Source organism: Nocardia sp. NPDC004340 (assembly GCF_053602575.1).
The window spans coordinates 1,027,772-1,052,057 of sequence record NZ_JBSGDW010000001.1 but is presented as its reverse complement, the minus strand read 5'-3'; the positions used below and the strand labels follow the sequence as shown (position 1 = coordinate 1,052,057).

The 24,286-nt window shown below is 68.6% G+C and carries 23 protein-coding genes; 9 read left to right on the top strand and 14 right to left on the bottom strand.

Annotation, left to right across the window (positions count from 1 at the left end; genetic code table 11):
• Position 1: 1 nt before the first annotated feature.
• Entirely contained in the window at positions 2-877 is an 876-nt protein-coding gene (gene rfbA, locus ACWEOI_RS04640) for a glucose-1-phosphate thymidylyltransferase RfbA (protein WP_452358944.1), read from the bottom strand.
• Between the two features lie 248 nt (positions 878-1,125).
• Between rfbA and ACWEOI_RS04635 the strand changes: the two genes are divergently transcribed.
• A complete protein-coding gene (locus ACWEOI_RS04635; RefSeq protein ID WP_433669760.1) occupies positions 1,126-2,124 on the top strand; it encodes an alpha/beta hydrolase fold domain-containing protein in 999 nt (332 codons plus the stop codon).
• 134 nt (positions 2,125-2,258) lie between these two features.
• Here the strand turns inward: ACWEOI_RS04635 and ACWEOI_RS04630 are convergent, their stop codons facing one another.
• Positions 2,259-2,975, bottom strand: a complete 717-nt coding sequence (locus tag ACWEOI_RS04630; protein WP_452358943.1) for a hypothetical protein — start codon at positions 2,973-2,975, stop codon at positions 2,259-2,261.
• A 435-nt stretch (positions 2,976-3,410) separates the two neighbouring features.
• Here ACWEOI_RS04630 and rfbB point away from each other — a divergent pair, with 435 nt between their 5' ends.
• Positions 3,411-4,415 carry a dTDP-glucose 4,6-dehydratase gene (gene rfbB / locus ACWEOI_RS04625; RefSeq protein ID WP_433669763.1) on the top strand — a complete coding sequence of 335 codons (1,005 nt, stop codon included), beginning with the start codon at positions 3,411-3,413 and terminating at the stop codon, positions 4,413-4,415.
• 80 nt (positions 4,416-4,495) lie between these two features.
• On the opposite strand, the gene ACWEOI_RS04620 is transcribed toward rfbB, so the two are convergent.
• A complete protein-coding gene (locus ACWEOI_RS04620) occupies positions 4,496-6,061 on the bottom strand; it encodes a DUF2142 domain-containing protein (RefSeq protein ID WP_433669764.1) in 1,566 nt (521 codons plus the stop codon).
• Positions 6,058-7,029, bottom strand: coding sequence for a glycosyltransferase (locus ACWEOI_RS04615; RefSeq protein WP_433669766.1), 972 nt, complete (start codon positions 7,027-7,029; stop codon positions 6,058-6,060). The genes ACWEOI_RS04620 and ACWEOI_RS04615 overlap by 4 nt, the downstream gene beginning before the upstream one ends.
• Positions 7,030-7,127: 98 nt before the next feature.
• Between ACWEOI_RS04615 and ACWEOI_RS04610 the strand changes: the two genes are divergently transcribed.
• Both ACWEOI_RS04610 and ACWEOI_RS04605 read left to right on the top strand, forming a co-directional pair.
• A complete protein-coding gene (locus ACWEOI_RS04610) occupies positions 7,128-7,631 on the top strand; it encodes a GtrA family protein (protein WP_357088106.1) in 504 nt (167 codons plus the stop codon).
• 94 nt (positions 7,632-7,725) lie between these two features.
• The gene (locus ACWEOI_RS04605) at positions 7,726-9,627 is read left to right on the top strand and encodes a glycosyltransferase (RefSeq protein ID WP_452358942.1); all 1,902 of its coding nucleotides are present in this window, start codon (positions 7,726-7,728) and stop codon (positions 9,625-9,627) included.
• A gap of 92 nt (positions 9,628-9,719) precedes the next feature.
• On the opposite strand, the gene ACWEOI_RS04600 is transcribed toward ACWEOI_RS04605, so the two are convergent.
• Entirely contained in the window at positions 9,720-10,307 is a 588-nt protein-coding gene (locus ACWEOI_RS04600; RefSeq protein ID WP_433669770.1) for a TetR family transcriptional regulator, read from the bottom strand.
• A gap of 21 nt (positions 10,308-10,328) precedes the next feature.
• Here ACWEOI_RS04600 and ACWEOI_RS04595 point away from each other — a divergent pair, with 21 nt between their 5' ends.
• Both ACWEOI_RS04595 and ACWEOI_RS04590 read left to right on the top strand, forming a co-directional pair.
• Positions 10,329-10,709: a hypothetical protein gene (locus ACWEOI_RS04595; RefSeq protein ID WP_452358941.1), complete on the top strand. Its 381-nt coding sequence runs from the start codon at positions 10,329-10,331 to the stop codon at positions 10,707-10,709.
• On the top strand, positions 10,706-11,209 hold the full coding sequence (locus ACWEOI_RS04590; RefSeq protein ID WP_452358940.1) for a hypothetical protein: 504 nt from the start codon (positions 10,706-10,708) through the stop codon (positions 11,207-11,209). Before ACWEOI_RS04595 ends, ACWEOI_RS04590 begins: the two co-directional genes overlap by 4 nt.
• Positions 11,210-11,211: 2 nt before the next feature.
• Here ACWEOI_RS04590 and ACWEOI_RS04585 read toward each other — a convergent pair whose 3' ends face one another.
• Positions 11,212-12,060 (bottom strand): SDR family oxidoreductase, encoded by an 849-nt coding sequence (locus tag ACWEOI_RS04585; RefSeq protein WP_433669776.1) that lies wholly within the window; start codon positions 12,058-12,060, stop codon positions 11,212-11,214.
• A gap of 224 nt (positions 12,061-12,284) precedes the next feature.
• Between ACWEOI_RS04585 and ACWEOI_RS04580 the strand changes: the two genes are divergently transcribed.
• Positions 12,285-13,460 (top strand): serine hydrolase domain-containing protein, encoded by a 1,176-nt coding sequence (locus tag ACWEOI_RS04580; protein WP_452358939.1) that lies wholly within the window; start codon positions 12,285-12,287, stop codon positions 13,458-13,460.
• An 11-nt stretch (positions 13,461-13,471) separates the two neighbouring features.
• Positions 13,472-14,998 carry an alpha/beta hydrolase gene (locus ACWEOI_RS04575; protein WP_452358938.1) on the top strand — a complete coding sequence of 509 codons (1,527 nt, stop codon included), beginning with the start codon at positions 13,472-13,474 and terminating at the stop codon, positions 14,996-14,998.
• On the opposite strand, the gene ACWEOI_RS04570 is transcribed toward ACWEOI_RS04575, so the two are convergent.
• From ACWEOI_RS04570 to ACWEOI_RS04540, 7 genes are all read right to left on the bottom strand, one after another.
• Positions 14,999-15,646, bottom strand: a complete 648-nt coding sequence (locus ACWEOI_RS04570; RefSeq protein ID WP_379275808.1) for a response regulator — start codon at positions 15,644-15,646, stop codon at positions 14,999-15,001.
• A gap of 33 nt (positions 15,647-15,679) precedes the next feature.
• Positions 15,680-16,966 (bottom strand): sensor domain-containing protein, encoded by a 1,287-nt coding sequence (locus tag ACWEOI_RS04565; RefSeq protein ID WP_433669781.1) that lies wholly within the window; start codon positions 16,964-16,966, stop codon positions 15,680-15,682.
• Between the two features lie 111 nt (positions 16,967-17,077).
• On the bottom strand, positions 17,078-18,184 hold the full coding sequence (gene rsgA / locus ACWEOI_RS04560; RefSeq protein WP_433669783.1) for a ribosome small subunit-dependent GTPase A: 1,107 nt from the start codon (positions 18,182-18,184) through the stop codon (positions 17,078-17,080).
• 227 nt (positions 18,185-18,411) lie between these two features.
• Positions 18,412-19,335 carry a galactofuranosyltransferase GlfT1 gene (glfT1, locus tag ACWEOI_RS04555; RefSeq protein WP_433669785.1) on the bottom strand — a complete coding sequence of 308 codons (924 nt, stop codon included), beginning with the start codon at positions 19,333-19,335 and terminating at the stop codon, positions 18,412-18,414.
• Positions 19,332-20,153 carry a galactan export ABC transporter ATP-binding subunit Wzt/RfbE gene (gene wzt / locus ACWEOI_RS04550; RefSeq protein ID WP_433669787.1) on the bottom strand — a complete coding sequence of 274 codons (822 nt, stop codon included), beginning with the start codon at positions 20,151-20,153 and terminating at the stop codon, positions 19,332-19,334. Before wzt ends, glfT1 begins: the two co-directional genes overlap by 4 nt.
• 7 nt (positions 20,154-20,160) lie before the next feature.
• Positions 20,161-21,006, bottom strand: coding sequence for a galactan export ABC transporter permease subunit Wzm/RfbD (wzm, locus tag ACWEOI_RS04545; protein WP_433673540.1), 846 nt, complete (start codon positions 21,004-21,006; stop codon positions 20,161-20,163).
• 120 nt (positions 21,007-21,126) lie between these two features.
• The gene (locus tag ACWEOI_RS04540) at positions 21,127-21,723 is read right to left on the bottom strand and encodes a bacterial proteasome activator family protein (protein WP_433669789.1); all 597 of its coding nucleotides are present in this window, start codon (positions 21,721-21,723) and stop codon (positions 21,127-21,129) included.
• Positions 21,724-22,050: 327 nt separating this feature from the next.
• Between ACWEOI_RS04540 and ACWEOI_RS04535 the strand changes: the two genes are divergently transcribed.
• Positions 22,051-23,256 carry a cysteine desulfurase-like protein gene (locus tag ACWEOI_RS04535; RefSeq protein ID WP_452358937.1) on the top strand — a complete coding sequence of 402 codons (1,206 nt, stop codon included), beginning with the start codon at positions 22,051-22,053 and terminating at the stop codon, positions 23,254-23,256.
• Positions 23,257-23,259: 3 nt separating this feature from the next.
• Here the strand turns inward: ACWEOI_RS04535 and ACWEOI_RS04530 are convergent, their stop codons facing one another.
• Entirely contained in the window at positions 23,260-24,252 is a 993-nt protein-coding gene (locus ACWEOI_RS04530) for an NAD(P)H-quinone oxidoreductase (RefSeq protein ID WP_452358936.1), read from the bottom strand.
• Between the last annotated feature and the right edge of the window lie 34 nt (positions 24,253-24,286).

Genomic DNA, 24,286 nt, shown 5'->3' with positions numbered 1-24,286 from the left:
CCTACTCCCAGGTTCGCCCGTGGCCCAGCAGGTCCATCAGGTACTTTCCATAGCCCGAGCGCACCAGGGGTTCGGCCAGCCGGGCGAGTTGATCGTCGTCGATGAAGCCGAGCCGCCAGGCCACCTCTTCCGGCACACCGATCTTCAGGCCCTGGCGTTCCTCGATGGTGCGCACGTAGTTGGCCGCGTCCAGCAGGGAGTCGAAGGTGCCGGTGTCGAGCCAGGCGGTGCCGCGGGCCAGCACCTGCACGTGCAGGCGGCCCTGCTTCAGGTAGGCGCGGTTGACGTCGGTGATCTCGTATTCGCCGCGGTCCGAGGGCTTCAGGTCGCGGGCAATGGCGAGCACGTCGTTGTCGTAGAAGTACAGCCCCGGAATGGCGTAGTTGGAGCGCGGGCGGGCCGGCTTCTCCTCGATGGAAATGGCCCGGCCGTCGGCGAACTCGACCACGCCGTAGGCGGTGGGGTCGGAGACCCGGTAGGCGAAGACCGCACCGCCGTCGAGGTTGTGGAAGGTCTGCAACTGGGTGCCCAGGCCGGGGCCGTGGAAGATGTTGTCGCCCAGCACCAGCGCCGCGCTGTCGTTGCCGATGTGATCGGCGCCGAGCACGAAGGCGCGCGCCAGGCCGTCGGGCTCGGGCTGCACCACGTAGGAGATGTTCACCCCGAAGCGGCTGCCGTCGCCGAGCAGCCGGGTGAAGGCGTCCGCGTCCTCGGGGGTGGTGATCACCAGGATGTCCCGGATCCCCGCCAGCATGAGGGTGGACAGGGGGTAGTACACCATCGGTTTGTCGTACACCGGGACCAGCTGTTTGCTCACCCCGCGCGTGATCGGGTGCAACCGCGATCCGGTGCCCCCGGCCAGGATGATTCCGCGCATGTCACGACAGTCTGCCAGTTCTGCCGCGAACCGTGGCGGTCAGGTTCCGACTGGACCTCAGATCGATCACGCCCGTTTACCGGCGGACGAATCCGGCGATAACTGTTGCGTAGGTCACGTTCCCATGGTGTTCTGAAATAACGCTATGTGAGATGTCAGCGCCGACTCTCCGCGCGCCGGGTGCCGAGCCAACCAATCGGCCCTTCCGGTCGAACGGCTCGGCGCGCCAACAACGAGGTAGGTGCGCGATGGCATTGCCCTATGACGGGACTGTGGCCCGCGACGAAGTCGAGAACCCGGACCGAATCAGCGCCGCCGCGCGCACCCTGACCGCCTTCTCCCGAACCGTGATCCGGCCCGCCGGCGATCGCGCGACGGTCACCGTGGGCTCGATGCCGGTCGTCAGCACCGTGATCAACAGCCTCGCCAAACTGCGCCCCAACCCGCGCGGCGTGGAACGGGAGGAAGTGCGGCTCAAGGGCTTCCGCATCGAGATCGTGCGGCCCGCCGGGGCCAGCAAGTCACTCCGCGACGGCGCGGTGCTGTACATGCACGGCGGCGGCTTCTTCCTGTGCGGCCTCGACACCCACCGCCCGGTGGTCGCGTCCCTCGCCCGGCGCACCGGACTGCCGGTGGTCAGCGTGGAATACCGGCAGCTGCCCAAGACCGACATCTCCGGCTCCGTCGACGACTGCCTGACCGCCTACAAATGGCTGCTGGCACACGGGGTTCCGGCCGGACGCGTGGTGTTCGCGGGCGACTCCGCCGGCGGCTACATGACCTTCGCGACCGCCCTGCGCGCCCGCGACACCGGACTCCCGGTCCCGGCCGGTCTGGTCGGGCTGAGCCCCGCGCTGGACCTGGACTGCGCCGAGAAGCGCGCCCACCCCAACTACCATCGCGACGCGCTGATCCCGTTGTCCGCCTTGGAATCCGTGGTGAAGATCGGCGCGGAGGTCGACGGCCGCCTGGATCCCCGGATGTCGCCGGTCAACAATGTGCTCGCGGGCCTGCCGCCCGCCCTGCTCATCATCGCCGAGGACGAGGTGCTGCGCCGCGACAGCGAGGTGATGGCGCAGCGGATGGCCCAGTCGGGTGTGCCCGCCACGCTGGAGATCTGGCGCGGCCAGGTGCACGCGTTCCCGGCCATCTTCCCCAACATGCCGGAGAGCCGGGCCGCCCTGGCGCACGTGGCGCGGTTCGTCCGCGAACGCATCGAATCCGGAAGCATCGCCCGCACAGCGTGATTCGATGATGTGGGGCTCGGGGTCGTGGCCTCGGGCCCCACATCGACAGTCGGGACAACGCGAAACCCCCGCCCGGATGACCCGGGCGGGGGTTTCGACGTACAGCGCGCGGTTACTCGGCCGGAGCCGGAGTATTACTTGGCCGGAGCCGGGGAGATGTGCGGGCCGTTGATGGTGGTGAAGTACTGGATCGCGGCGGCGATGGCGACCGGCGCGGTGATCAGCAGCTGACCCGCGATGGTGCCCAGGAAGCCGACGGTGGCGGCGCCCACGAGGCAGCCGATGACCGGGCCGGCGCCGAACAGGGCGGCCAGCGGGGCGGAGGCCAGACCGGCGACACCGAAGCCGAGGGCGCAGCCGACGGCCGCGGCGCCCAGGCCACCGACCAGGGTCGCGACGGTGGCGCCCAGCGCGATGGTGTCCTTCATGCGGTTCCAGGCGGCCTGCTCACGGTCGTAGTCCGACTTCCAGGGAGCCTGGTCCTCGTACGGCAGGGCGACGTCCTTCACGTTCTGCGGCGTGTAGGTGGCGTGGTCCATGTCGTACTGCGGGGTGAGGGTCGCGGTGTGGTCGGAGATCTCCGCCGCGATCGGGAAGGTGAAGTCGTCCACCTGCAGCTTCAGCGGCATGCCGGCGACGATGTTGCCGTTGGCGGCCTTGATAACGAAGTTGCCGTTCTCGACGACCATCGAGCCCGCGTCGGTACGGATGACGGTGTTGGTCTCGGAGGTGGTGGCGGTGTAGTTGATCGCACCGGCCTCCTCGGCGGGGGCGGCGTTCACGGTGCCGGCGGTGACGGCCATGGCAGCGGACACCAGCGCCGCGGTGGCGGCGAATTTCCTCATCAGCATTTGTAGAAACCTCATCGAAGAGCTCGGGGGGACAACACGAATCGAAATGGAGGACAGCTAACGAGCGGTGAACCCGTTGTGACCGTTCGTTCAAATTCTGTTCACCAAGTCGATCGCGCGGTTCGTAAGGTAGGGGAAAAGTGCTGCGTAGGAAAGGTTTTCGCGCAGATATACGATCGCCGTAACCGTCACTCCGCCGCATACTTGTGACGAAGGTCACACGCGCCAATGACGAAGTCGTGACCTTGCGCACCCGAATGTCACGGTCGGAGCACCGAATTGCGAAATGTAGACCGAGCGGCCCCCTTTCATTTAAGTGCATTTGTTTCAACTGGATGACCGATTCCGCGCACACGGGTCGCCCCACAGGTGTATGGGATCGCAACTTCCCGGACCCACCGCCGAGGTTCGCCGCGGCCGTCGTAGTGTTTCGGTGTGCGATTGCTCGTAACCGGCGGGGCCGGCTTCATCGGCGCGAACTTCGTTCACCAGACGGTGACGCGGCGCGCGGGTGTCCACGTCACCGTGCTGGACAAACTCACCTATGCGGGCAACCGCGCCTCACTCGACCCGGTCGCGGACCGAATCGAGTTCGTGCACGGCGACATCGCCGATACCGCTCTGGTGGATCGCCTGGTCGGGGGTGTGGACGCGGTGGTGCATTTCGCCGCCGAATCACACAACGACAATTCGCTGGCCGACCCGTGGCCCTTTGTCCAGACCAATATCGTCGGCACCTATTCGCTGCTCCAGGCCGTGCGCCGCCACCAGGTGCGCTACCACCACATCTCGACCGACGAGGTGTACGGCGACCTGGAACTCGACGATCCGGCGGCATTCGATCAGAACACGCCGTACAACCCGTCGAGTCCCTATTCGGCCACCAAGGCCTCCAGTGACATGCTGGTCCGCGCCTGGGTGCGTTCCTTCGGCGTGCGGGCCACAATCTCCAACTGCTCCAACAACTATGGGCCCTACCAGCATGTGGAGAAGTTCATCCCGCGTCAGATCACCAATCTGATCGACGGCGTCCGGCCCCGGCTCTACGGCGCCGGACATCAGGTGCGGGACTGGATCCACGTGGACGACCACAACAGCGCGGTCTGGGAAATCCTGGAGCGCGGGCGAATCGGCCAGACCTATCTGATCGGCGCCGACGGCGAACGCGACAACAAGTCCGTGGTGGAGTTGATCCTGGAGGCATTCGGCCGCGCCGCCGACGATTTCGACCACGTCACCGATCGCCCGGGTCACGATCTGCGCTACGCCATCGACGCTTCGCTGCTACGCACCGAACTGGGCTGGGAACCCGAGTACCGGGACTTCCGCAAGGGCCTGGCAGCCACCGTCGACTGGTATCGGGACAACGAATCCTGGTGGCGGCCACAGAAGGCCGCGACCGAATCCGCGTACGCCGACGCGGGCGAAAAGGTGATCTAGACCGGTTCTGACCGACCTGAACAGCAACGCCGGGGCAATTCGCCCCGGCGTTGATCGTTGCAGGTCACGGATGTTTCGGGTCAGCCCCAGACCAGAGTGGAGTACTTCACCACGGCCGCGATCAGCGCCACCGAGGTCGCCGCCATCACGGTGAACGCCGCCGCCCGCGCCGGCACCCGGCCCGCGGCGTCGGCGAGCCGCAGCGGCACCCAGCGCAGCAGCACCGCCAGGCCCAGCACCGCCAGCGGCACGAAGTAGCGGCCCTGTACGCCGTCGATGATGAAGTAGCCGACCGGCGTGAAGGACATGTACAGCGTCACGTAGATCATGGCCACGCTGGCCGCGATGGTCAGCAGCACCAGCCAGGTCCGCTTGCGGTCCGCGCCGGCCGGCGAGAAGCGCTCGGCCGCACCGAGGCTCATGCCGAAGGCCAGCAGCGCCGCCAGGATGGTGAGGGCGGGCACCTCCACGTAGGAGAAGCCGAGCTCACCGAAGAACTGGGTGAACCAGTGCTGGTCGCGGCGGGCGATGCTGTCGCCGAAGATCCGCAGGAAGTGGAACGGATCGCTGAGGATGCCGTGCAGCTGGTCGCCGGGGCGCACCGTGCCCCACTGCTTCTCGGGCCGCATCAGGCTCATGCCGTCACCGGTCGGGGCGGCGATCTTCATCCAGCCCGCGAAGGACACCGCGCCGAGCCCGGCGGCCGCCCACGGCAGCACCCGCTGCCACACCGCGACCCGCTCGCCGTCGCCGAAGCCGAAGCGGCGGGCCGGGATCAGCACGGTGAGCATGGCGATCAGCACGTAGGTCGGCTTGCAGACCGGCAGCAGCACGGTGGTGGCCAGCGCGGCCACCGTCTCCGGCTTGCTCAGCCGCTCACCGAGGAACAGGCCCTTCACCACCAGCGCCGACACCAGCAGGGCGAGCGCGTTGGTGACGGTGTCCGCGGTGACGGTTCCCGCCTGGAACAGCGCGATGGGCAGCACCGCGACGGTGAAGGCCAGCCACTGCACCCGGTGCCCGCGCAGCACGCGCAGCGCGAATCCGACGATCAGCAGGTAGGCGAGCAGTCCGGCCCAGCGGGTGGCCAGCACCATGCCGCCGACGTTCAGGTCGAGGGCCTCGGCGATCCGGATCCCGGCCGCGGGCGGCAGGTACGGGATCGGGGAGTAGGCCGCGGTATTGGTGAACCACACCGGCGTGGTGTCGGCCGAGACGGCGGCCGCGCCGAGCTGGTCGTAGACGTGCGGGTCCAGAACCATGGGCTCCGGCTCGTCCGGGTTGTCCTGGTAGTCGGCGAAGGCGTAGCTCATCAGCGCGTCGATGCTGACGGGCACGTCGCCGCCCCAGGCCGGGCCGCGGTCGTCGTGGATCTTCTGCGGCAGGAAGCCGCCGTGCGCGACCTGGTAGGCGCGGCCGAACTGGGTGATCTCGTCGTGGCCCCAGAACGGAGGCGTGAGCACCGACCACACCGCGCCGAAGACGCCCGCGATGAGCACGAAAGCCACGGCGGCCGAACCGAATCGGCGTTCGATGCCGATCGCGGCGCGACGCAGCCCGGCGGTCTTCGAGCCGGGCTGCGCGGCAGTGGGTTCGGGTTCGGCCGGGATCTTCTCGGGTGCCGCGACGGTGGTGCTCTCCGTCATCGAACCGAACCGCCGGAGTGGCCGCCGGGTTCGGTCTCGCCGACCGCCGCGTACCGCAGGTACATCAGGCGGGCCGCCTCGTGCCGGGAGCGGCGGATGCCGTCCAGGATCAGGCCGGCGGTCCAGGCCAGGCTGCCGAGCAGCAGCAGCGTGAAACCGAGGAACAGGGTCGGGAAACGCGGGACCTGGTGGGTCTCGTAGAACTCGATCACTATCGGCGTGATGAGCACCAGCGAGACCAGCCAGGACAGCGTGCCGAACAGGCCGTAGAAGGCGACCGGCCGCTCGTGCCGCGCCAGGCCGACGATCAGGCGCAGGATCTTGAAGCCGTCGCTGTAGGTGCGCAGCTTGGACTCGCTGCCCGCGGGCCGGTCCCGGAAGCCGACCGGCACGGCGGTCTGCGGGACGCCCAGGTGCTGCGAGTGCACGGTCAGTTCGGTCTCGATCTCGAACTCGCGCGACACCGCGGGGAACGACTTCACGAAGCGGCGGGAGAAGACCCGGTAGCCGCTGAGCATGTCCTCGACGTTCTCGCCGAACACCTTGCCGACGACGCCGTTGAGCACCTTGTTGCCGGTCTCGTGCCCGGCCCGGTACGCCGACCCGGCCTCGACCTCGCGGCGCACGCCCAGCACGTGGTCGTAGGGGCCCGCGAGCAGGGTGCGGATCATCTCCGGCGCGGCGGCGGCGTCGTAGGTGTCGTCGCCGTCGACCATCAGATAGACATCGGCCTCGATATCGGCGAAAGCGCGGCGCACCACATTGCCCTTGCCCTTGCGGTTCTCGGTGCGCACGATCGCCCCGGCCGCGCGCGCCTTGTCGGCGGTGGCGTCGGTGCTCAGGTTGTCGTAGACGTAGACGACTATGCCCGGGACGGCGGCCTGCAGGTCGGTGACGACCTTCGCGACGGCGGCCTCTTCGTTGTGACACGGCACGATGGCGGCTATACGAAGCTCGGTGGAGTCCACCCGGTCAATCCTCTGATCGGAGGCGAATATGAACACGGGGGAGGGTACCCGACCGTCACAGATATATGGGTGCTGCGGGGTTGGGGTACCGTCGGCCGGTGTCTGCGAACGAGTCCACGGCGGTGAACGTATCGTCGCCGAATACTTCCCTGACCGGGAAGGTCCGGGCCCTGCTGCAGCGCGGCGGGGCCTTCCTGGTGGTCGGCGCGATCGGCTTCGTCGTCGACGCGGGCACCTACAACCTGCTGGTCTTCCTGGGCGGTGAGGGGCCGTTGTTCCGCCTCCCGCTGGTCGCCAAGATCATCGCGATCGGGGTGGCCACGGTGGTCACCTATTTCGGCAACAAGTGGTGGACCTACTCCGATCACGACGGCGATACCGGGGCCCGGCACATCCTCACCTATGCCGCGCTGAATGTGATGGCCATCGGACTGCAATTGAGCTGTCTCGGCTTCTCGCGCTATGTGCTGGGACTGGACAGTCCGTTGGCGGACAACGTTTCCGGCACGCTGATCGGCCAAGCCGTGGCCATGGGCTTCCGATTCTGGGCCTACGGGAAATTCGTCTTCACCAATCCGGCCTCGGGAACGAATAACGCCTGACACTGATATTGTCGGGCCGCCGAGCGTGACAGTGGCCGTGCGACCACGTCGGGATGAGCCGGTGTCTAAGTATTCAAAGGATGTCGAGGGATTCATGGATGCGTCGGCTGGGCAGGCCGTGACCGAAACCGAGGACCAGGAGAGCGTGGCAGCGCCCGCGACCCTGCGCGCGGAACACGCCGCGCCGGAGCGGATGGTGCTGGCCCGCGGCATCTTCACCGGTCCCGCCCCCAAGATCAGCGACGACCTGTACGCCGTGGCCAAGGGCAAGGTCACCCGGGAACGGCAGACCCTGCGCCTGGAGAAGGGCGCGTCGGTCAATACCAATACCTACTTCGGGCGCTTCGCCGCGTCCTACTGGCAGCGCTGGACCAAGGTCACCGAGGTCGAGGTGGGCCTGACCCTCGAGGTGACCGGCAAGGTGCGGGTGCGGCTGGCCGCCTCCGACATCGCCGGACACCGCCGGGTGGTGGACACCGCCGTGGTGAAGGAGACCGGCCGGGTGACGCTGGTCGCCCCGCTGGACATGTATATCGACGGCGGCGCGATCTGGCTGGAGATCGAGGCGCTCGGCGGTGAGGCCGTGATCACCGATCTGGAGTGGACCACCGCCGCGCCCGAGCAGGTGCGCCCGGTGGCCATCGCCATCTGCACCTTCAACCGGGCCCAGGACTGCGCGAACACCGTCGCGGCGCTGGCCTCCGACGCCACCGTGCTGTCGCTCATCGACGCCGTGTACGTGGTCGACCAGGGCACCGACCTGGTGCAGGACCAGGCGCTGTTCACCGAGACCCAGCCGAAGTTCGGCGACAAGCTGCGCTACATCCGGCAGCCCAACCTCGGCGGCGCGGGTGGCTTCACCCGCGGCCTCTACGAGGTGTCGGGCGCCAACGAGCACGCCGACGTCATCCTCATGGACGACGACATCCTGTGCGAGCCGGAAACGGTGTTGCGGCTCAACGCCTTCGCCAATCTGACCGTGGAACCCACCCTGGTGGGCGCGCAGATGCTGTTCCTGTTCAACCCCGACTATCTGAATGTCGGTGCGGAAGAGACGAATCTGGGCAAGCTGCGCCACGGCCAGAAGGTGGCCAAGGCGCTGCGCAACACCTCCATGCTGAAGAAGCACCAGGAACGCCGCGTCGACGCCGGCTACCAGGCCTGGTGGACCTGCCTGATCCCGGCCGAGGTGGTCAAGAAGATCGGGCTGCCGGTGCCGATCTTCTTCCAGTGGGACGACGTGGAATACGGCCTGCGCGCGCGGGAGAACGGTTTCGTCACCGTCACCCTGCCCAATGCCGCTGTGTGGCACGCCGACTTCTACTGGAAGGACTTCGACGACTGGGCGCGTTACTTCTCCTCGCGCAACTCGCTCATCGTGTCCTCCCTGCACCACGACCTGGACGGCAAGGCGATCACCCGCCAGCTGTTCCGGGAGATCGCCGAGTACCTGGTCGGCATGCAGTACGGCCTGGCGCACACCACCCTGCAGGGCATCGAGGACTACCTGAAGGGCCCGGAGACGCTGCGCGACGGCGGCATCGAGGCGCTGGCCAAGGCCCGCGGCTCCCGCTCCGACTACCCGGAGACCGCCAAGCACGCGGCGACCGCCTCCGGGATCCCCAACGCCCACCTGCACGTTCGCCGTGCGGGCGGCGAGCCCAGCCACCCGCTGATGGTGCTCTACAAGCGCGCGCTCAACCAGTGGACCGGCCGCGTCATCCCCGGCCCCGTCGCGGTCACCCGCGAGGACGCCCACTGGTGGCACGTCGGCCTGTTCAACCACGTGGTCGTCACCGACGCCTCGCAGTCCGGTGTCCGAGTTCGCGTGCGCGACAAGGAAACCGCCCGTCGTCTGCTGATCCGCACCTACCGGGTGCTGCGTCAGCTCCGCAAGGAGCTGCCGGACCTGCAGCGCCGCTGGCGGGGCGCGATGCCGGAGCTGACCAGTCGAGAGAACTGGGAACGCCTCTACGGAATCGACAAGACTGCTTGATATTCGGCTGAACATGGCCCGGGACATCCTGTCCCGGGCCATGTTTCATTCTGCTGCGGGTATTACGCCTGTCCGCCCATCCGGCTCGCCGGTCAGGGCGCGGTGAGCAGTGTGCGGGCGGCGGCGGCGAGGTCGGCTTCCAGCCACTCCGGGAGTTCGGGGGCGTGGGCGTGGCGGCGCAGCGCGGCGTAGGGGAGGTCCACGACCGCGCGGCTGACGGCGTCGATCTCGCGGGGCCCGGCGCTGCCGTAGAGGCCGTTCGCGATGCGATCCAGCTGCGCGAACAGGGGTTCGTTCATCCGGGCCAGGCGATCGCGGAACTCGGTGTCGGGCGCGCCGTCGAGCAGGTCCCGGGGCCGCAGGTTGAGCAGCAGCTTGGCGTCGTCGGGGCAGTCCCGGCCGAAGCCCACCGCGGCGGAGGTCATACCGACCGCCGCCGCCAGCGGATCCTCCGCCGCCGCGGCGGCCAGCACCCGGGACTGGAACCGGTCCAGCGCCCGGATCCATGCCTCGGTGAGCACGCCGTTGCGGTTGCCGAACCGGTGGTAGAGCGTGCCCACGGGGGCACCGCTGGCCTCGGCGATGGCGGCGACGCTCGCCGCGCGAGGGCCGTCGCGCAGCACCAGTGCGCGCGCTGCGTCGAGGATCACGTCGGTGTCGTGCTTGCGGGGAGCCGCCATGAACTAGTACGTTCCTTCTATATGGAGCGTTTGCCCTATATCGATGAGCATTCCAGGGTAATCAATGCCGATCGCGCCGCAACGTGGACCGCACTACTGCGCACGACCTGCGAAAACCCTGACGATCTCAACACACTGCCCCGCGGTTTCGTGCTCGACGAGGCCGACCCGCCGCACCGATTGGCCGCCAAGGGCCGCCACTGGTTCTCCCGCTACCGCCTGACCTTCGTGCTCGACGAGGTCGACCCCACCCACACCCGTCTCACCGCGATCAGTCACGCCGCCTTCCCCGGCATCCACGGCCGGATCTATCGGGCCCTGGTCATCGACTCCCGCATGCATCGCCTGGTGGTCCGCGACATGTTGCGCCGGATCTCGGTCGCCGCGGGGAGGCCCGCATGAGTCTCCCCGGTCAGCGGTGGGGCGTGACCGACGTCGAACTGTCCGCGCGCATGCCCTGTGACGCAGCGCTTTCCGGCTCCGTGGTGATCTGTGATCGGGCCGTTCCGGTGGACGCGCCCGCACCCCTGGTCTTCGCCTGGCTCTGTCAGCTGCGCGCCGCCCCGTACAGCTACGACCTGCTCGACAACTTCGGCCGCCGCAGCCCGCGGCTGCGCGATCCGGAACTCACCGACCTCGCGGTCGGCCAGCGTGTCATGTCGGTCTTCGAACTGGCCGATTTCACACGGGGCGAGCAGATCACGTTGCGGGCCAAGGGCGTAGCGGTCACCTACGCGGTGCGCCCCGAAACCGGTGCGGGCAGTCGTCTGCACGCGCGCGTCCGATTCCGGGGTCCCGCCTGGCTGCTGGCGCTACCGGTCTTCGGCGATTTCCTCATGATGCGCAAGCAATTGCTCACGCTGAAGGAATTCGCCGAGCGTGAGGCCGTCGCGCTCGGCTGAGGTCAGAGGAACAGGTCGGTGGTGAGGGGGCCGTCGCCGGGAGTGACGCGGTACTTGTCGAGGTCGGTGATGCCGTGTGCCGCAAGGACTTCGTCGTCGATGAAGAAGTTCCCGGTGGTGTCCTTGGCCGGGGAGGTGAGGACCAGGTAGGCGGCGTCGGCGTAGATGTCGGGGGTGCGGGAGGTGGAGATCATCTCCTCGCCGCCGAGCAGGTTCTTGACGGCCGCGGTGGCGATGGTGGTGCGCGGCCACAGGGAGTTCACGCCGATGCCGTACTTGCGTAGCTCCTCGCTCAAACCCAGTGTGGTGAGCGACATTCCGTACTTGGCGATGGTGTAGCCCAGGGCCATGCCCGCCCACTTGGGGTCCAGGTTCAGGGGTGGGGACAGCGTCAGGATGTGCGGATTGCGCCCGGACTGGGCGGAGTCCTTCAGCGCCGGGATGCTGAGCTTGGACAGCAGGAAGCTGCCGCGGCAGTTGATGTCCTGCATGAGGTCGTACTTCTTCATGGGCAGGAGCTCGGTGGGGGAGATGTCGATGGCCGAGGCGTTGTTCACCACCATGTCGATGCCGCCGAACCGCTCCCGCGTCTGCCGTACCGCGTCCGCGACGGCCTCGTCATCGCGCACGTCGCCGAGGTATTTGAGGACGGTGCCGCCCACGGTCTCCAGCTCGGCGGCCGCGGTGTGAATAGTGCCGGGCAGCTTCGGGTGCGGCACATCGGTTTTCGCGATGAGGGTGATGTTCGCGCCGTCCGCGGCCGCCCGCTTGGCGATCTCGAGCCCGATTCCGCGACTGCCACCCGACATGATCATGGTCCGACCCGCCAGCGGCTTCTGTGCTCCGGTCATGGATCCACTCCTCTTCTGCTGTTGTCGCCCTGAATCCGATCATCCGCGCCTCACCGGGCCGGCGGGCCGGAACTCTCGCATCCCGGGCAGTAGCGCTGGCACTACCGAGCACCCGGCCGCCGACACGACCGCGATCCGGGTGCTCGGGGCATGGGCCGCAGCCGTGCGCGTCCCTACCCTCGAAAGGGCCGGAAAACCCGGCCTGAACAGGAGGAATGTCTTCCATGAGCATATTGCGGCGGCCCCGCGGGCGGGTTCTGCTGGCCGGTGTCGGGGTTCTGGCCGTCCTCGCGGCCCAGGCGTGCGGCACCGACCCCGGGAGCGGCGAACCCGCTCGCAAGGAGCTCTACCGCACCATCACCCAGGCCCTCGACGGCGTGGTCCGCGGCGGCTTCCCGGGCGCGCAGGTCGTGTTCGACGGACCGGACGGTCATCACGTGCTCACCGCGGGCGTGGGTGACCTGAGCACCGGCGCACCCATCCCCGAGGATGCGCGGGTGCGGATCGGCAGCAATACCAAGACCTTCGTCGCCACCGTGGTGCTGCAGTTGGTCGGCGAGGGCAAGATCGAACTGGACGCTCCGATCGAGCGCTATCTGCCGGGCGTGGTGCGCGGTAACGGCAATGACGGCAACCGCGTCACGGTCCGGCAGCTGCTGCAGCACACCAGCGGTCTGCCCGAATACCTGGCGGGCCGCGACCCCGCCGCGCCCGGTTCCGGGCAGTTGACCGCCGATTCCGATCAACTCCGCCGGTCCCACTACGAACCGGCGGACCTGGTCCGCATCGCCATGGCCATGCCACCGCAATTCGAGCCCGGCGCGCGTTCGGTCTACACGAACACCAACTACATCCTGCTCGGCATGTTGATCCAGCAGGTCACCGGCCGCCCGGCGGCCGCCGAGGTCGAGCGCCGCATCCTGGAGCCGCTGGGCCTGCGCGACACCTACTTCCCGAACTCGCGCGAGACCGGGATCCGGGGGCCGCATCCGCGTGGATACCATGAAATCGACGGCCGCCGCGAGGACTACACCGAGCTGGACCCGTCCTGGGCCGACACCGCGGGCGCGATGATCGCCACCCCCGCCGACCTGAACCGCTTCTTCACCGCCCTGCTCGCCGGGAAACTGCTGCCCGCCGCCCAATTGGCGGAGATGAAGCGGACGGTCCCCTGGGATCGCGGCGAACCCGGATCCGGCTACGGGCTCGGACTGATCCACCACGCGAGCTCGTGCGGCAAGGAGGTGTGGGGTCACGGCGGCAGCATTCCCGGCTTCGGCACCCACACCGGTGTGGCCGCCGACGGCACCGCCGTGGTGGTCACCGTCAATCAGCTCCTGGCCGACCGGGCCGCGTCCGAGGTCGTGACCAAGGTCTTCGACTCCGCCTTCTGCTCGTGAGAGGAACCTCCGTGCGTTTTCGCGAGATCGCCCGCACTCGACGGGGCTTGGCCGCGCTGGCGGTGACCGGTCTGGCGGCGGGAGCCGCGCTCACCACGGCCGCCGTCACCGAGCCTCCCGCCGCCGCGGCGCCTCTGGACCGCTACTACCACCAGCAGCTCGACTGGAACTCCTGCGACATTCCGGAACTCGACGGTATGGGCGGGCAGTGCGCCGACATCACCGTGCCGCTGAATTACGCTGAGCCGCAGGGCCTTACGACCACCGTCGCCATCTCCCGCATCCCCGCCGCCGACTCGGCGCACCGGCGCGGCGTCCTGCTCTCCAACCCGGGCGGTCCCGGCGGCGCGGGCCTGGACTACTTCGTGGACACCAGCAAGGCCATGACGCCCGAGGTCCGCGCCCGCTACGACCTCATCGGCATGGATCCCCGGGGCGTCGGGCGGTCCGCCGCCGTGAACTGCCACTGGCCGACCGGCTTCGGACTGCAATTCGCGGGCGTCGACGCCAAGGGTTTCGCCGAATCCGTCGCCACCCAGGCCGACCTGTCGGCGCGGTGCGCGACCTCGGAGGGAGATCGGCTGCCGCACATGACGACTCGCAATACCGCCAGGGACATGGATGTCATCCGCACCGTGCTCGGCGAGGACAAGATCAGCTACCTGGGCACCTCGTACGGCACCTACCTGGGTGCGGTGTACATGCAGATGTTCCCCGACCGATCCGACCGCATGGTGCTCGACAGCAGCGTCGACCCCGACCGCTACGGCGTGGTCGGCATGGTGCACGACATGGGCGCGCCCAATGAGGCCGCGCTCGACGCCTGGGCGGCCTGGACCGCCGAACGCGACGGTGAATACCACCTCGGCGCGTCCGCGACCGCCGTCCGCGCCCTGGTCCAGCGGCTCATCGAACGCGCTGCCGCCCAACCGATCCGGATCGGCGACTTCGACGTCGACGCGCACTCTCTGCCCCTGGTGCTCTACATCGCCTTCGACTCCCCGCGGAACTACGGCCGCGCCGCGCAACAGATCCGGGAACTGGCCGACGCCGCCGACGGGAAGCCGGTCGAACCGGACGAGAACCTGGCGGGCAGCCTGGCGGTGATACTGCGCGCCCAGCCGCGCGACATGTCCCCGTCGATGGCGGTGCTCTGCGGAGATGTCGGCGCGCCCCGCGATCCGGCCTGGTACTGGCGCAACCTCGAGGCCTCCCGCGCCACCCAGCCGGTCTTCGGGGCGCTGGCCGACAACATCACGCCGTGCGCGTTCTGGGCCCCGCCCGCCGAATCACCCACGGCCATCGCCAATTCGGTGCCCAGCCTGATCATCCAGGCCACCGGCGATACCCGCACCAGCTACGGCGGCGCGCTCGCCATGCACCGGGCGCTGACCGGCTCCCGCATGGTGACACTGCAGGACGTCGGCATCCATTCGATCCTGGGCCGCTACCCGAACGCCTGCGTCTACGACGCCGTGAACACCTACCTGGCGGACGGCGTCCTGCCCGCCGGCGACCTCACCTGCCGCGACGAGTGATCAGCCGGCGTTCAGATAGGCGAGGACGGCCAGCACCCGCCGGTGCCCCACCTCGTCGGCGAACAGCCCCAGCTTGGCGAAGATGCTCCGAATGTGTTTGAGCACAGCGCCTTCGGTGACCACGAGGCGCTCGGCGATCGTGGCATTGTCGAGCCCCTCGGCCATGAGCGCCAGCACCTCCCGCTCGCGCGGGGTGAGGCCCGCCAGCGGATCGTCGGTCCTGCGCCGCACCAGCAGTTGCGAGATCACCTCGGGATCCATGGCGGTTCCGCCCTCGGCGACCCGGCGCAGCGAATCCAGGAAGCGATCCACCTTCCCGACCCGCTCCTTGAGGAGATATCCGATCCCGCCCGCCCCGTCGCCGAGCAGTTCGGCGGCGTAGCTGTCCTCGACCCAGGCCGAGAGCACCAGCACCGGCAAGCCGGGATGAATCTGCCTGGCGCGCACCGCCGCCCGTAGCCCGTCGTCGGTGTAGGTGGGAGGCATTCGCACATCCACCACCACCGCGTCGGGCCGGTCGGCGGTGACCACCCGCAGGAAGTCGTCGGCATTGTCGACCGCCGCGACCACGTCGATACCGGCGGTCTTCAACAGCAGCGCCAGTCCCTCGCGCAGCAGCGCGTCGTCCTCGGCGATCACCACGCGCATGACGCCATCACCCGCTCACCGCTTCCCTCATGATCAACATGGCAGCTCCACCCGCACCACGGTAGGTCCGCCGGGCGGGCTGCTGAGCAGCATCCGGCCGTCCAGCGCTTGGGCCCGCCGCCGGATTCCGGCCAGTCCGCCGCCCTCGGCTTCGACCGCCGCTCCGACACCGTCGTCGTGGACTTCCACGGTCAGGACCTCGGCGGTACCCCCGAGGCCGACTCGAAGCTGTCGCGCCCCGGAATGTTTGGTCGCATTGGTCAGCGCTTCGGCGATCACGAAATACGCGGCCGCCTCCACCGCCGCCGGCCTTCGCCCGATCGGGGCGCTCGCCTCCCCGTCGACATCGAGGGTGCACGGGATCGGCGAGCGGGCGGCCAGGGCCGAAATGGCGCTCGTCAGGCCACGATCCGCGAGCACCGGCGGGTAGATGCCGCGCACCGCGTCCCGCAATTCGGCGAGCGCGGCCTCGGCCGTGTCCTGGGCCTTGCGCACCAGCTCGTCCGCCGCGTGCGGATCCCGTTGCCGCAGTTGATCGGCCAGACCGAGCTGCATGATGACCGCCGCGATCCGCGCCTGCGCGCCGTCGTGCAGATCCCGTTCGATGCGTCGCAGCTCGGCCCCGTGGGCGTCCAGCGCGTCCGCGCGCGTCGCGGTCAGTTCCGCCACCCGGACCGCGAGCTCGGCGCCCGGCGCCGGTCCGAGCAGCGCCCGCGCCAGCAGCGCCTGCCACCGGGCCACGGTCGGCAACTGAAGAACCAAGGCCGCCAGCGGAATCGCGATCAGGGCGCTGAGCGCCGCCAGCGGCCACGAATCGACGACGAAACCGAAGCTCTCGACCGTGCCCGGCGGCACGATCCGCCAATACACCGGAATCGCGAGCTGATTCAGTGCGCCCCACGGCAGCCCGACCGCCAGCAGCGCCACCACCATGCCGGGCACCCCGTGCAGCCACAGCCACGCGATATCCCGGCCGTTCGCCGGATCCCGCAGGGCAGCCGTCAGCCGCTCCCGCAAACCGCCGGTCATCGGCCGATACGCCACCCGGATCGGCTCGCCCAGCCGTTTCCCCGCCCGCCGCCGTTCGAATCCGGTCAGCGGCCGGATCAGTCGCAGGAATTCGGGGATCGCCGGAATGCCCACGCCCAGGAGGCTGGTTGCCGCGACCAACACCAGGCCGACCAGGGCCACCGTGGCCGCGGCCCCGGAAACGCCACCGACCAGCAGATAGCCGATGCTCCCCGGGAGCGCCCGCAGCCGACTTCCGGCCCACCGGCGCACGGCCGCCGGGCCGCGCGTCGGCAACGGGTCGGCACTCACACCACCAACCTACTGATCGACCGGATGCCGGCTCGATGAGGTCGGTCGCGAGAGCCGACGTGCGGGCGCCGCCCGGCCTCGATGTCGGTCGTGGCCGGGCAGGGCGAATCCTCAGCGCTGCTTGCCGCCGCGTTCCTTGTACATCCGCCGCTGGCTCTTGTTGATGTCCTTCCACACCTTCTTGCGCTCGGCCTGCAGCCGGGCGTCGGTGCGGGAGGCCAGCCAGTCGTTCTCGCGGCTCAGCTTGCGGTAGCTGTCGAGCCGGCGCTGCGGCAGCGCACCCGAGTCGATGGCCGCGAGTACCGCGCAACCGGGTTCGGTCCGGTGCTCGCAGTCGGCGAAACGGCATTCGGCGGACAGGGATTCGACATCGCTGAAGGCGCGGCCCAGCCCCTCCGCGGCATCCCAGAGACCGACCGAACGCAGTCCGGGCGTATCGATGAGCGTGCCGCCGCCGGGCAGCGGTCGCAGTTCGCGATGCACGGTGGTGTGCCGGCCGCGCTTGTCGCCCTCGCGCACCGCCTGGGTGGCGAAGACCTCCGCGCCGAGCAGCGCGTTGGCGAGCGTGGACTTGCCCGCGCCCGACGGCCCGATCAGCGCGACGGTGCCGGTCAGCAGGGAACCGAGCACGTCCATGCCGACCCCACCGGCGGCGCTGACCGCCAGCACGGTCACCCCGGGCGCGGCGGCCCGGACGTCCTCGAGCGGAATATCGTGCGCCAGATCGGCTTTGGTGAGCACCACGATCGGCTGAGCGCCGGATTCCCAGGCCAGCGCGAGCAGCCGCTCGATCCGCCCGAGGTCGACGTCCCCGTCACCGGGGGTGCACACCAGCACCGTGTCCACATTGGCGGCCAGCACCTGATGCGCGGATTTGGCGCGCGAATCGGGCTGTCCGGAGACGGCCGCCCGGACGATGGCGGTCCGGCGCGGCAGCAGGGCCCGCACGGTCCGGGTGCGATCGATGGCCACCCAGTCGCCGGTGCACAGTCCGCTGACCTCGGAATCCGAGCGCGGGAGTTGTGCGCGGACCACCGCGGCCGTCAAACGGCTCTGGTAGTCGGCGGTGGGCAGTGGCGCGGCGATATCGCATTCGCTGCGATCCATGCGGATCACGCGGGCGGGAATCAGGCCTTCGCCCAGCAGCGGCCGGTAGTCGGTGGCGAGAGCGGAGTTCCAGCCGTAGGGGGAGAGCAGGTCGAGATCGACCGAAGACATGGGGGAGTCCTTTGACGGGCCGAGCCCGGATCACGGACTCAGCGAGGGGAATTCGAGGTGGAGGCGCACACCGCGCGAGTGAACGCGGGCGCGGCAATCCGCACAGCCGTCGTCACGTAACTCCACCTCCCATCTCTCCTCATGCCGTCGCCGAGGCGAGGGCTCCCAACAAGAACGGGGACAACCTTGTCAGGCCGTCCCCGTCCGCGCAACGTATTTTCCGAGCCCTACGACGAGGGCTTGTCGAACTGCTCCCGGCGGCCCATCCGCTGCAGGCGTAGCCACTCCATCAGCCCGGCCGGGTCCTTCTGCTGCACCAGGAAGAACCAGCCGAAGCGGGCGACCTCCTGCGGCAACAGCTTGCGCATGCCCGGCTGAGCCATCAGGTAGCCGCGGTTGCGATAGGTGAAGTGCCGCTTGACCGGATCGTCCGGGTACTGGGTGTGCATGCGCCCGCCCAGGATCGGCTTGAACTCGGCCGACCCGTTCGGGTGCAGGTAGGCGGTCTGCAGGCAGGTGCCGAAGGGCAGCCCGGACCGCACCAGCCGGCGGTGCACCTCCACCTCGTCACCACGCACGAACAGCCGCAGGTCGGGGACGCCGATCTTGTCCACGGCGGTCGCGGACACCAGCGCGCCGTTGAACAGCGAGGCGATGCCGGGCAGGAAGTCCTCGTCGCCCAGTTCGGACCGCAGTCGCCGCCACACCACGCCGCGGCGCAGCGGGAACGCCAGCCGGTCCGGGTCGTCGATATCGGCGACCACCGGCGACACCTCGACCAGCGAGTGCCGTTCGGCGCAGTCGAAGAGGGTGGCGAGCACGTCGGGGCCCTCGGGCCGGCCGTCGTCGTCGGCCAGCCACACCCAGTCCGCGCCCATGGTGAGCGCGTGCAGCATGCCGAGCGCGAAACCGCCCGCGCCGCCCAGATTGTGTTCCGAACCCAGGTAGGTGGATTCGATGGGCTGCTGCTTCACCAGCTCGCCCACCTCGGCCTCGTTGCCGTTGTCGACCACGATCAGATGGTCGACCGGACGGGTCTGGCTGCTCAGCACCTTCAGCGATTCGGCGAGCAGTTCCCGGCGTTTGTGCGTGACCACGATGGCGACGATGCGGGCCTCGTCGCCGTAAAGGGGGGTGGATGGCTCAGTCATGCGGGGTTCCGTTCCGGTTCACGTTCACGTTCCAGATCCCGCAGCACCTGCGCCACGTGATCACCCGCCTCCGGGCCCTCGTAGGCCCGCACCACGTCCTCGATGCCGCCCTGCATGCGCACCTGTCCGTGATCGATCCACATGGCGTGGTCGCACAACTGGGCCAGGAACTCGTTGGAATGGCTGGCGAAGACGAGAATGCCAGAGCGCGAGACCAATTCCTGCAGACGCACCCGCGCCTTCTTCATGAATTCCGCGTCGACCGCGCCGATGCCCTCGTCGAGCAACAGGATCTCCGGATCGATGGAGGTCACCACGCCCATCGCCAGACGCACCCGCATACCGGTCGAGTAGGTGCGCAGCGGCATCGCCAAATAGTCACCCAGCTCGGTGAATTCGGCGATCTCGTCGATCTTGGCCAGCATCTGCTTGCGGGTCTGCCCGAGGAACAGGCCGCGAATGATGATGTTGTCGTAACCGGAGACCTCGGGGTCCATGCCCACGCCGAGGTCGAAGACCGGCGCCACCCGGCCGCGAATCCGCGCGCTGCCGCGGGTCGGTTCGTAGATGCCCGAAAGCAACCGCAGCAGTGTCGATTTGCCCGCGCCGTTGTGGCCGACCAAGCCGACGCGATCGCCTTCCTTCAGCGACAGCGAGATATCCCGCAGCGCCTCCACGACCACCACATCGGATTGGTTGCGCCCGATGGCCCCACCGGCCGAACCCAGTACCGCTTTCTTCAGCGATCGGGATTTGGCGTCGAAGATGGGGAATTCCACCCACGCGTTCTGGGTCTCGATACTCACACGGTCGGTCATTGAGCCTTCACACCCAGTAGGGGACTCGGGAACGGAACTTCTTCATAGCCAGTATCGCGACTATCCAGCCGACAGCGGTGATCGCCACCACCACAATCCAGCTGCGGAGGTGGATCGGGTCGCCCAGCAGGGGCGCGCGCACGATCTCCAGGTAGTGGAAGGTCGGTACCAGTTCGGCCAGCTTGGCCCGGTCGCTGGCGGTGCCCGACAGCGCCGAGGTCTTCCACATGACCGGGGTGAGCACGAACAACATCAGGGTGGTGCTGCCCAGGATCGGCGCCAGATCCCGATAGCGGGTGCTGAAGATGCCGAACACGATCGTCACCCAGATGGCATTGAGGAACAGCAGCACCAGGGCCGGGATCGCCAGCAGCGCCGACCAGTGCAGATGCCGCCAGATCCCGAACGCGGGCACCATCACCACGTAGATGATCAGGTTGTGGGCGAAGAACAGGAACTGCCGCCACACCAAGCGGTACACGTGCACGCTCAGCGCCGACGGCAGTTGTTTGATCAAGCCCTCATTCGCGATGAAGACGTCCGAGCCTTCGAGAATGCTGGCATTGATCACATTCCAGACGATCAAACCCACTGTCACGTACGGCAGATACGAACTCAGCGACTGCCCGAACAGTGTGGCGTAGAGCACGCCCATCGCGGCGGCCTGCAAACCGGTGGCGATGGTGATCCAGAACGGGCCCAGCACCGAACGCCGGTACCGCTGCTTGATGTCCTGCCACCCCAATGCCAGCCATAGTTCACGCTGGGAGAACCCGTCGCGAAAATCCTTGAAGGCGCGACCGAAGGACTGGGAATCCGACACGAGCGGCACGGTCTCAGCGTCCGGGCGCACGTCGGTCTTCGCCGAGTCGGGGGGAGCAGCAGCAGGCACAGCACCCGACCTTATCTAATGGCTTTCCCTTTGCACGCGGAACCTGCCGCCGACCGGCTGGCGTGGCGGCAGGACCGGGCGTCAGAGGTATTGACCGCCGCCCGCGCCCTGCTGTCCGCGGGGGTCGCCGTGGCTCATGCCGGGCGGGAGGGCCTGGCGCATCTGCTCGAGTTGGGCGCGCGCCGCCATCTGCTGGGCGAACAGGGCGGTCTGGATGCCGTGGAAGAGTCCCTCCAGCCAGCCGACCAGCTGGGCCTGGGCGATGCGCAGCTCCGCGTCGGAGGGGATGGTCTCGTCGGTGAAGGGCAGGGCCAGCCGCTCCAGCTCCTCGCGGAGCTCGGGGGCGAGGCCGGTTTCCAGCTCCCGGATGGAGGTGCGGTGGATCTCGCGCAGGCGGGTGCGGGAGGCGTCGTCCAGCGGCGCGTGCCGGACCTCCTCGAGCAGCTGCTTGATCATGGTGCCGATGCGCATGACCTTCGCGGGCTGTTCCACCATGTCGGCGAGCGACTCCTCCTTCTCCTGGGAGTCGTCCAGAATGCCCGAATTATCGTCACCGACAACCTGTCCGGTGATCTCCACCGGCTCGCCGCCGATCTGGGCCGCCGCCGGGATGAACAGCGGCTTCCCTTCGGGTCCGATCACGACAATGTTCTCCGGAACCCCATCGGATTGCGTCATGTCTCCCATCCTGCCCAATCCGCCCCGAACCCGCTAAGTCCCACCCCGGATTCGTAACACGCCGATGACTCGCCGCGAAGTGTGACCAGACCCCTCGGTTCGCGGCCGTCCCGATTCTGGACTGACGGAGCGGGGGAGCGAAGCGGAGGAGCGGAGGAGGGAAGAATCGGGACCAGAGGCCGCGAACCCGCCCCGGAGCGAAGCGGAGGGGCAATATAAACACCGTCCCGTCCAGTTTGTTCGGTAGATGCAGGTCGTCCCTTTCTGGGAGGACGCTTCCATCCCTACCGTTACCCAGTCGTGCCCTCTCCCTTTAGAGTGGCCAGCATGACTTACGACGTCGCACGGGTGCGGGGCCTGATTCCGTCCCTGGGCGACGGCTGGATCCATCTAGACCCTCAAGCGGGCATGCTGGTCCCGGATTCGGTATCCCGGGCCGTCTCAACGGGTTTCCGGACCTCCGCCTTCTCGCACTCCAATCGGCACGGCGCGGCCAAGCGCAGCGCCGCGATCCTGGAGGCGGCGCGCGAGGCCGTCGCCGATCTGGTCGGCGGCGATCCGGCGGGCGTGGTGCTCGGCCCGGATCGCGCGGTCCTGCTGGCCTGGCTGGCCGAATCGCTGAGCTCCCGGCTGGGTCTGGGCACCGGGATCGTGCTGTCGCGCCTGGATGACGAGGCGAATGTCGCGCCCTGGCTGCGCATCGCGAATCGCTATGGCGCGCACGTGCGCTGGGCCGAGGTCGAGATCGAGACCTGCGAGATGCCGGCCTGGCAGTTCGAGGAACTCATCGGACCCACCGCCCGCCTGGTCGCGCTGACCGCGGCCTCACCCATCGTGGGCTCCGCGCCCGCGGTCCGGGTGGCCGCGGACCGCGTGCACGAGGTCGGCGGCCTGCTGGTCGCCGACTGCTTCGGCGCCGCGCCCTACGCGCTCATCGATATCGACGAACTCAATGCCGACGTGATCGCCCTGAGCGCACCGGCCTGGGGCGGCCCGCAGATCGGCGCGCTGGTCTTCCGCGATCCGGCCTTCCTGGACCGGATTCCGTCCATGTCGCTGAATCCCTATGCCAAGGGCGCGGAACGGCTCGAGGTGGGCGGTCACCAGTACGCGCTGCTGGCAGGGCTCACCACCTCCATCGACTACCTGGCCTCGCTGGACGAGCGCGCCACCGGCACCCGCCGCGAGCGCCTGGAGATGTCGATCACCTCGCTGCAGGACTACCACGATCAGCTCTTCGAGCATCTGATGGCGGTGCTGGACACCATCCCCAATCTGACCGTGATCGGCCGCGCCTCCACCCGCATCCCGACGGTGAGCTTCACCATCTCGGGCATGCAGGCGGAGAAGGTCTCCGCCAAGCTTGCCGACGCCCGCATCGGCACGCTGAGCGGCTCCCACGGCGGCAGCCGCCTGCTCGACGCCCTGGGCGTCAATGACGAGGGCGGCGCGGTGACCATCGGACTCGCGCCCTACACAACGACTTTCGAGATCGACCAGCTCGGCCGCGCGCTGGCCGCCCTCGACACCTAGGCCCTAGACCTCGCGGATCTGCAGGATCACCTTGCCGACGGTCTCCTCGGAGTCCAGCAGCCGGTGCGCCCGCGCCACCTCGGTCACCGGAACCTCGGCCGACACCACCGGCGCCACCGTGCCGTCGGAGATCAACGGCCACAGGTGGCGGCGCAGTTCGGTGATGATCTCCGCCTTCGACCCGCGCCCGTGCTCGGGGCGGCGGCGCAGATTGGTGGCGTGCACCGAGCCCCGCTTGCCCAGCAGCACGCCCAGATTCAGTTCCGCCTGCACGCCGCCCTGCATGCCGATCACCACCAGGTGCCCGTCCTCGGCGAGCGCCTCGACATTGCGCTTCAGATAGGACGCGCCCATATTGTCGAGAATGATGTCGGCGCCGGGATATTCGCTGTGCAGCGTGGTCACGAAATCGTGCTCGCGGTAATTGATCAGCACCGTCGCGCCCAATTCCGCGCATCGATCCAGCTTGAACTGCGATCCGGCCGTCACCGCGACCCGCGCGCCCAGCGCCCGCGCCACCTGGATGGCGTGCGTGCCGATACCGCTGCCGCCGCCGTGAATCAGCAGCAACTGCCCGCTGTGCAGGCCCGCGGTCATCACCAGGTTGGACCACACGGTGGCCGCCGCCTCGGGCATCGCGGCCGCGGCGGCCACGTCCAGGCCGTCGGGTACCGGCAGTAGCTGGGAGGCGGGCGCGTTCACCCGTTCGGCGTAGCCGCCGCCGGCCAGCAGCGCGCACACCCGATCGCCGGGCCGCCAATCCCGTACGCCGGGACCGACTTCCGCGACGGTCCCGGACACCTCCAGGCCCAGGATCTCGCTCGCGCCGGTCGGCGGGGGATACAGGCCCTGCCGTTGCAGCAGGTCCGCGCGGTTCACCCCCGCGGCCGTCACATCGATCGCCACTTCGCCCGGTCCGGGCGCGGGCAGGTCGTCCACCTGCGCCCATTTCATGACCTCTGGCCCACCGAAACCGTCGAGTGTCACCGCATACATGAAAACGAGCCTACGACCGAGCCGCACCGATTAC

Excerpts from the sequence above, each read along its gene's own strand:
- wzt (WP_433669787.1), bottom strand. The coding sequence starts at position 20,153 with ATGACCGACCGTGTGAGTATCGAGACCCAGAACGCGTGGGTGGAATTC.
- ACWEOI_RS04580 (WP_452358939.1), top strand. The coding sequence starts at position 12,285 with ATGAGCATATTGCGGCGGCCCCGCGGGCGGGTTCTGCTGGCCGGTGTC.
- ACWEOI_RS04600 (WP_433669770.1), bottom strand. The coding sequence starts at position 10,307 with ATGGCGGCTCCCCGCAAGCACGACACCGACGTGATCCTCGACGCAGCG.
- glfT1 (WP_433669785.1), bottom strand. The coding sequence starts at position 19,335 with ATGACTGAGCCATCCACCCCCCTTTACGGCGACGAGGCCCGCATCGTC.
- ACWEOI_RS04585 (WP_433669776.1), bottom strand. The coding sequence starts at position 12,060 with ATGACCGGAGCACAGAAGCCGCTGGCGGGTCGGACCATGATCATGTCG.
- ACWEOI_RS04530 (WP_452358936.1), bottom strand. The coding sequence starts at position 24,252 with ATGTATGCGGTGACACTCGACGGTTTCGGTGGGCCAGAGGTCATGAAA.
- ACWEOI_RS04620 (WP_433669764.1), bottom strand. The coding sequence starts at position 6,061 with ATGACGGAGAGCACCACCGTCGCGGCACCCGAGAAGATCCCGGCCGAA.
- rfbA (WP_452358944.1), bottom strand. The coding sequence starts at position 877 with ATGCGCGGAATCATCCTGGCCGGGGGCACCGGATCGCGGTTGCACCCG.
- ACWEOI_RS04570 (WP_379275808.1), bottom strand. The coding sequence starts at position 15,646 with ATGCGCGTGGTGATCGCCGAGGACGACGCGCTGCTGCGCGAGGGACTG.
- ACWEOI_RS04535 (WP_452358937.1), top strand. The coding sequence starts at position 22,051 with ATGACTTACGACGTCGCACGGGTGCGGGGCCTGATTCCGTCCCTGGGC.
- rsgA (WP_433669783.1), bottom strand. The coding sequence starts at position 18,184 with ATGTCTTCGGTCGATCTCGACCTGCTCTCCCCCTACGGCTGGAACTCC.
- ACWEOI_RS04605 (WP_452358942.1), top strand. The coding sequence starts at position 7,726 with ATGGATGCGTCGGCTGGGCAGGCCGTGACCGAAACCGAGGACCAGGAG.
- ACWEOI_RS04635 (WP_433669760.1), top strand. The coding sequence starts at position 1,126 with ATGGCATTGCCCTATGACGGGACTGTGGCCCGCGACGAAGTCGAGAAC.
- ACWEOI_RS04540 (WP_433669789.1), bottom strand. The coding sequence starts at position 21,723 with ATGACGCAATCCGATGGGGTTCCGGAGAACATTGTCGTGATCGGACCC.
- ACWEOI_RS04630 (WP_452358943.1), bottom strand. The coding sequence starts at position 2,975 with ATGCTGATGAGGAAATTCGCCGCCACCGCGGCGCTGGTGTCCGCTGCC.
- ACWEOI_RS04590 (WP_452358940.1), top strand. The coding sequence starts at position 10,706 with ATGAGTCTCCCCGGTCAGCGGTGGGGCGTGACCGACGTCGAACTGTCC.
- ACWEOI_RS04595 (WP_452358941.1), top strand. The coding sequence starts at position 10,329 with ATGGAGCGTTTGCCCTATATCGATGAGCATTCCAGGGTAATCAATGCC.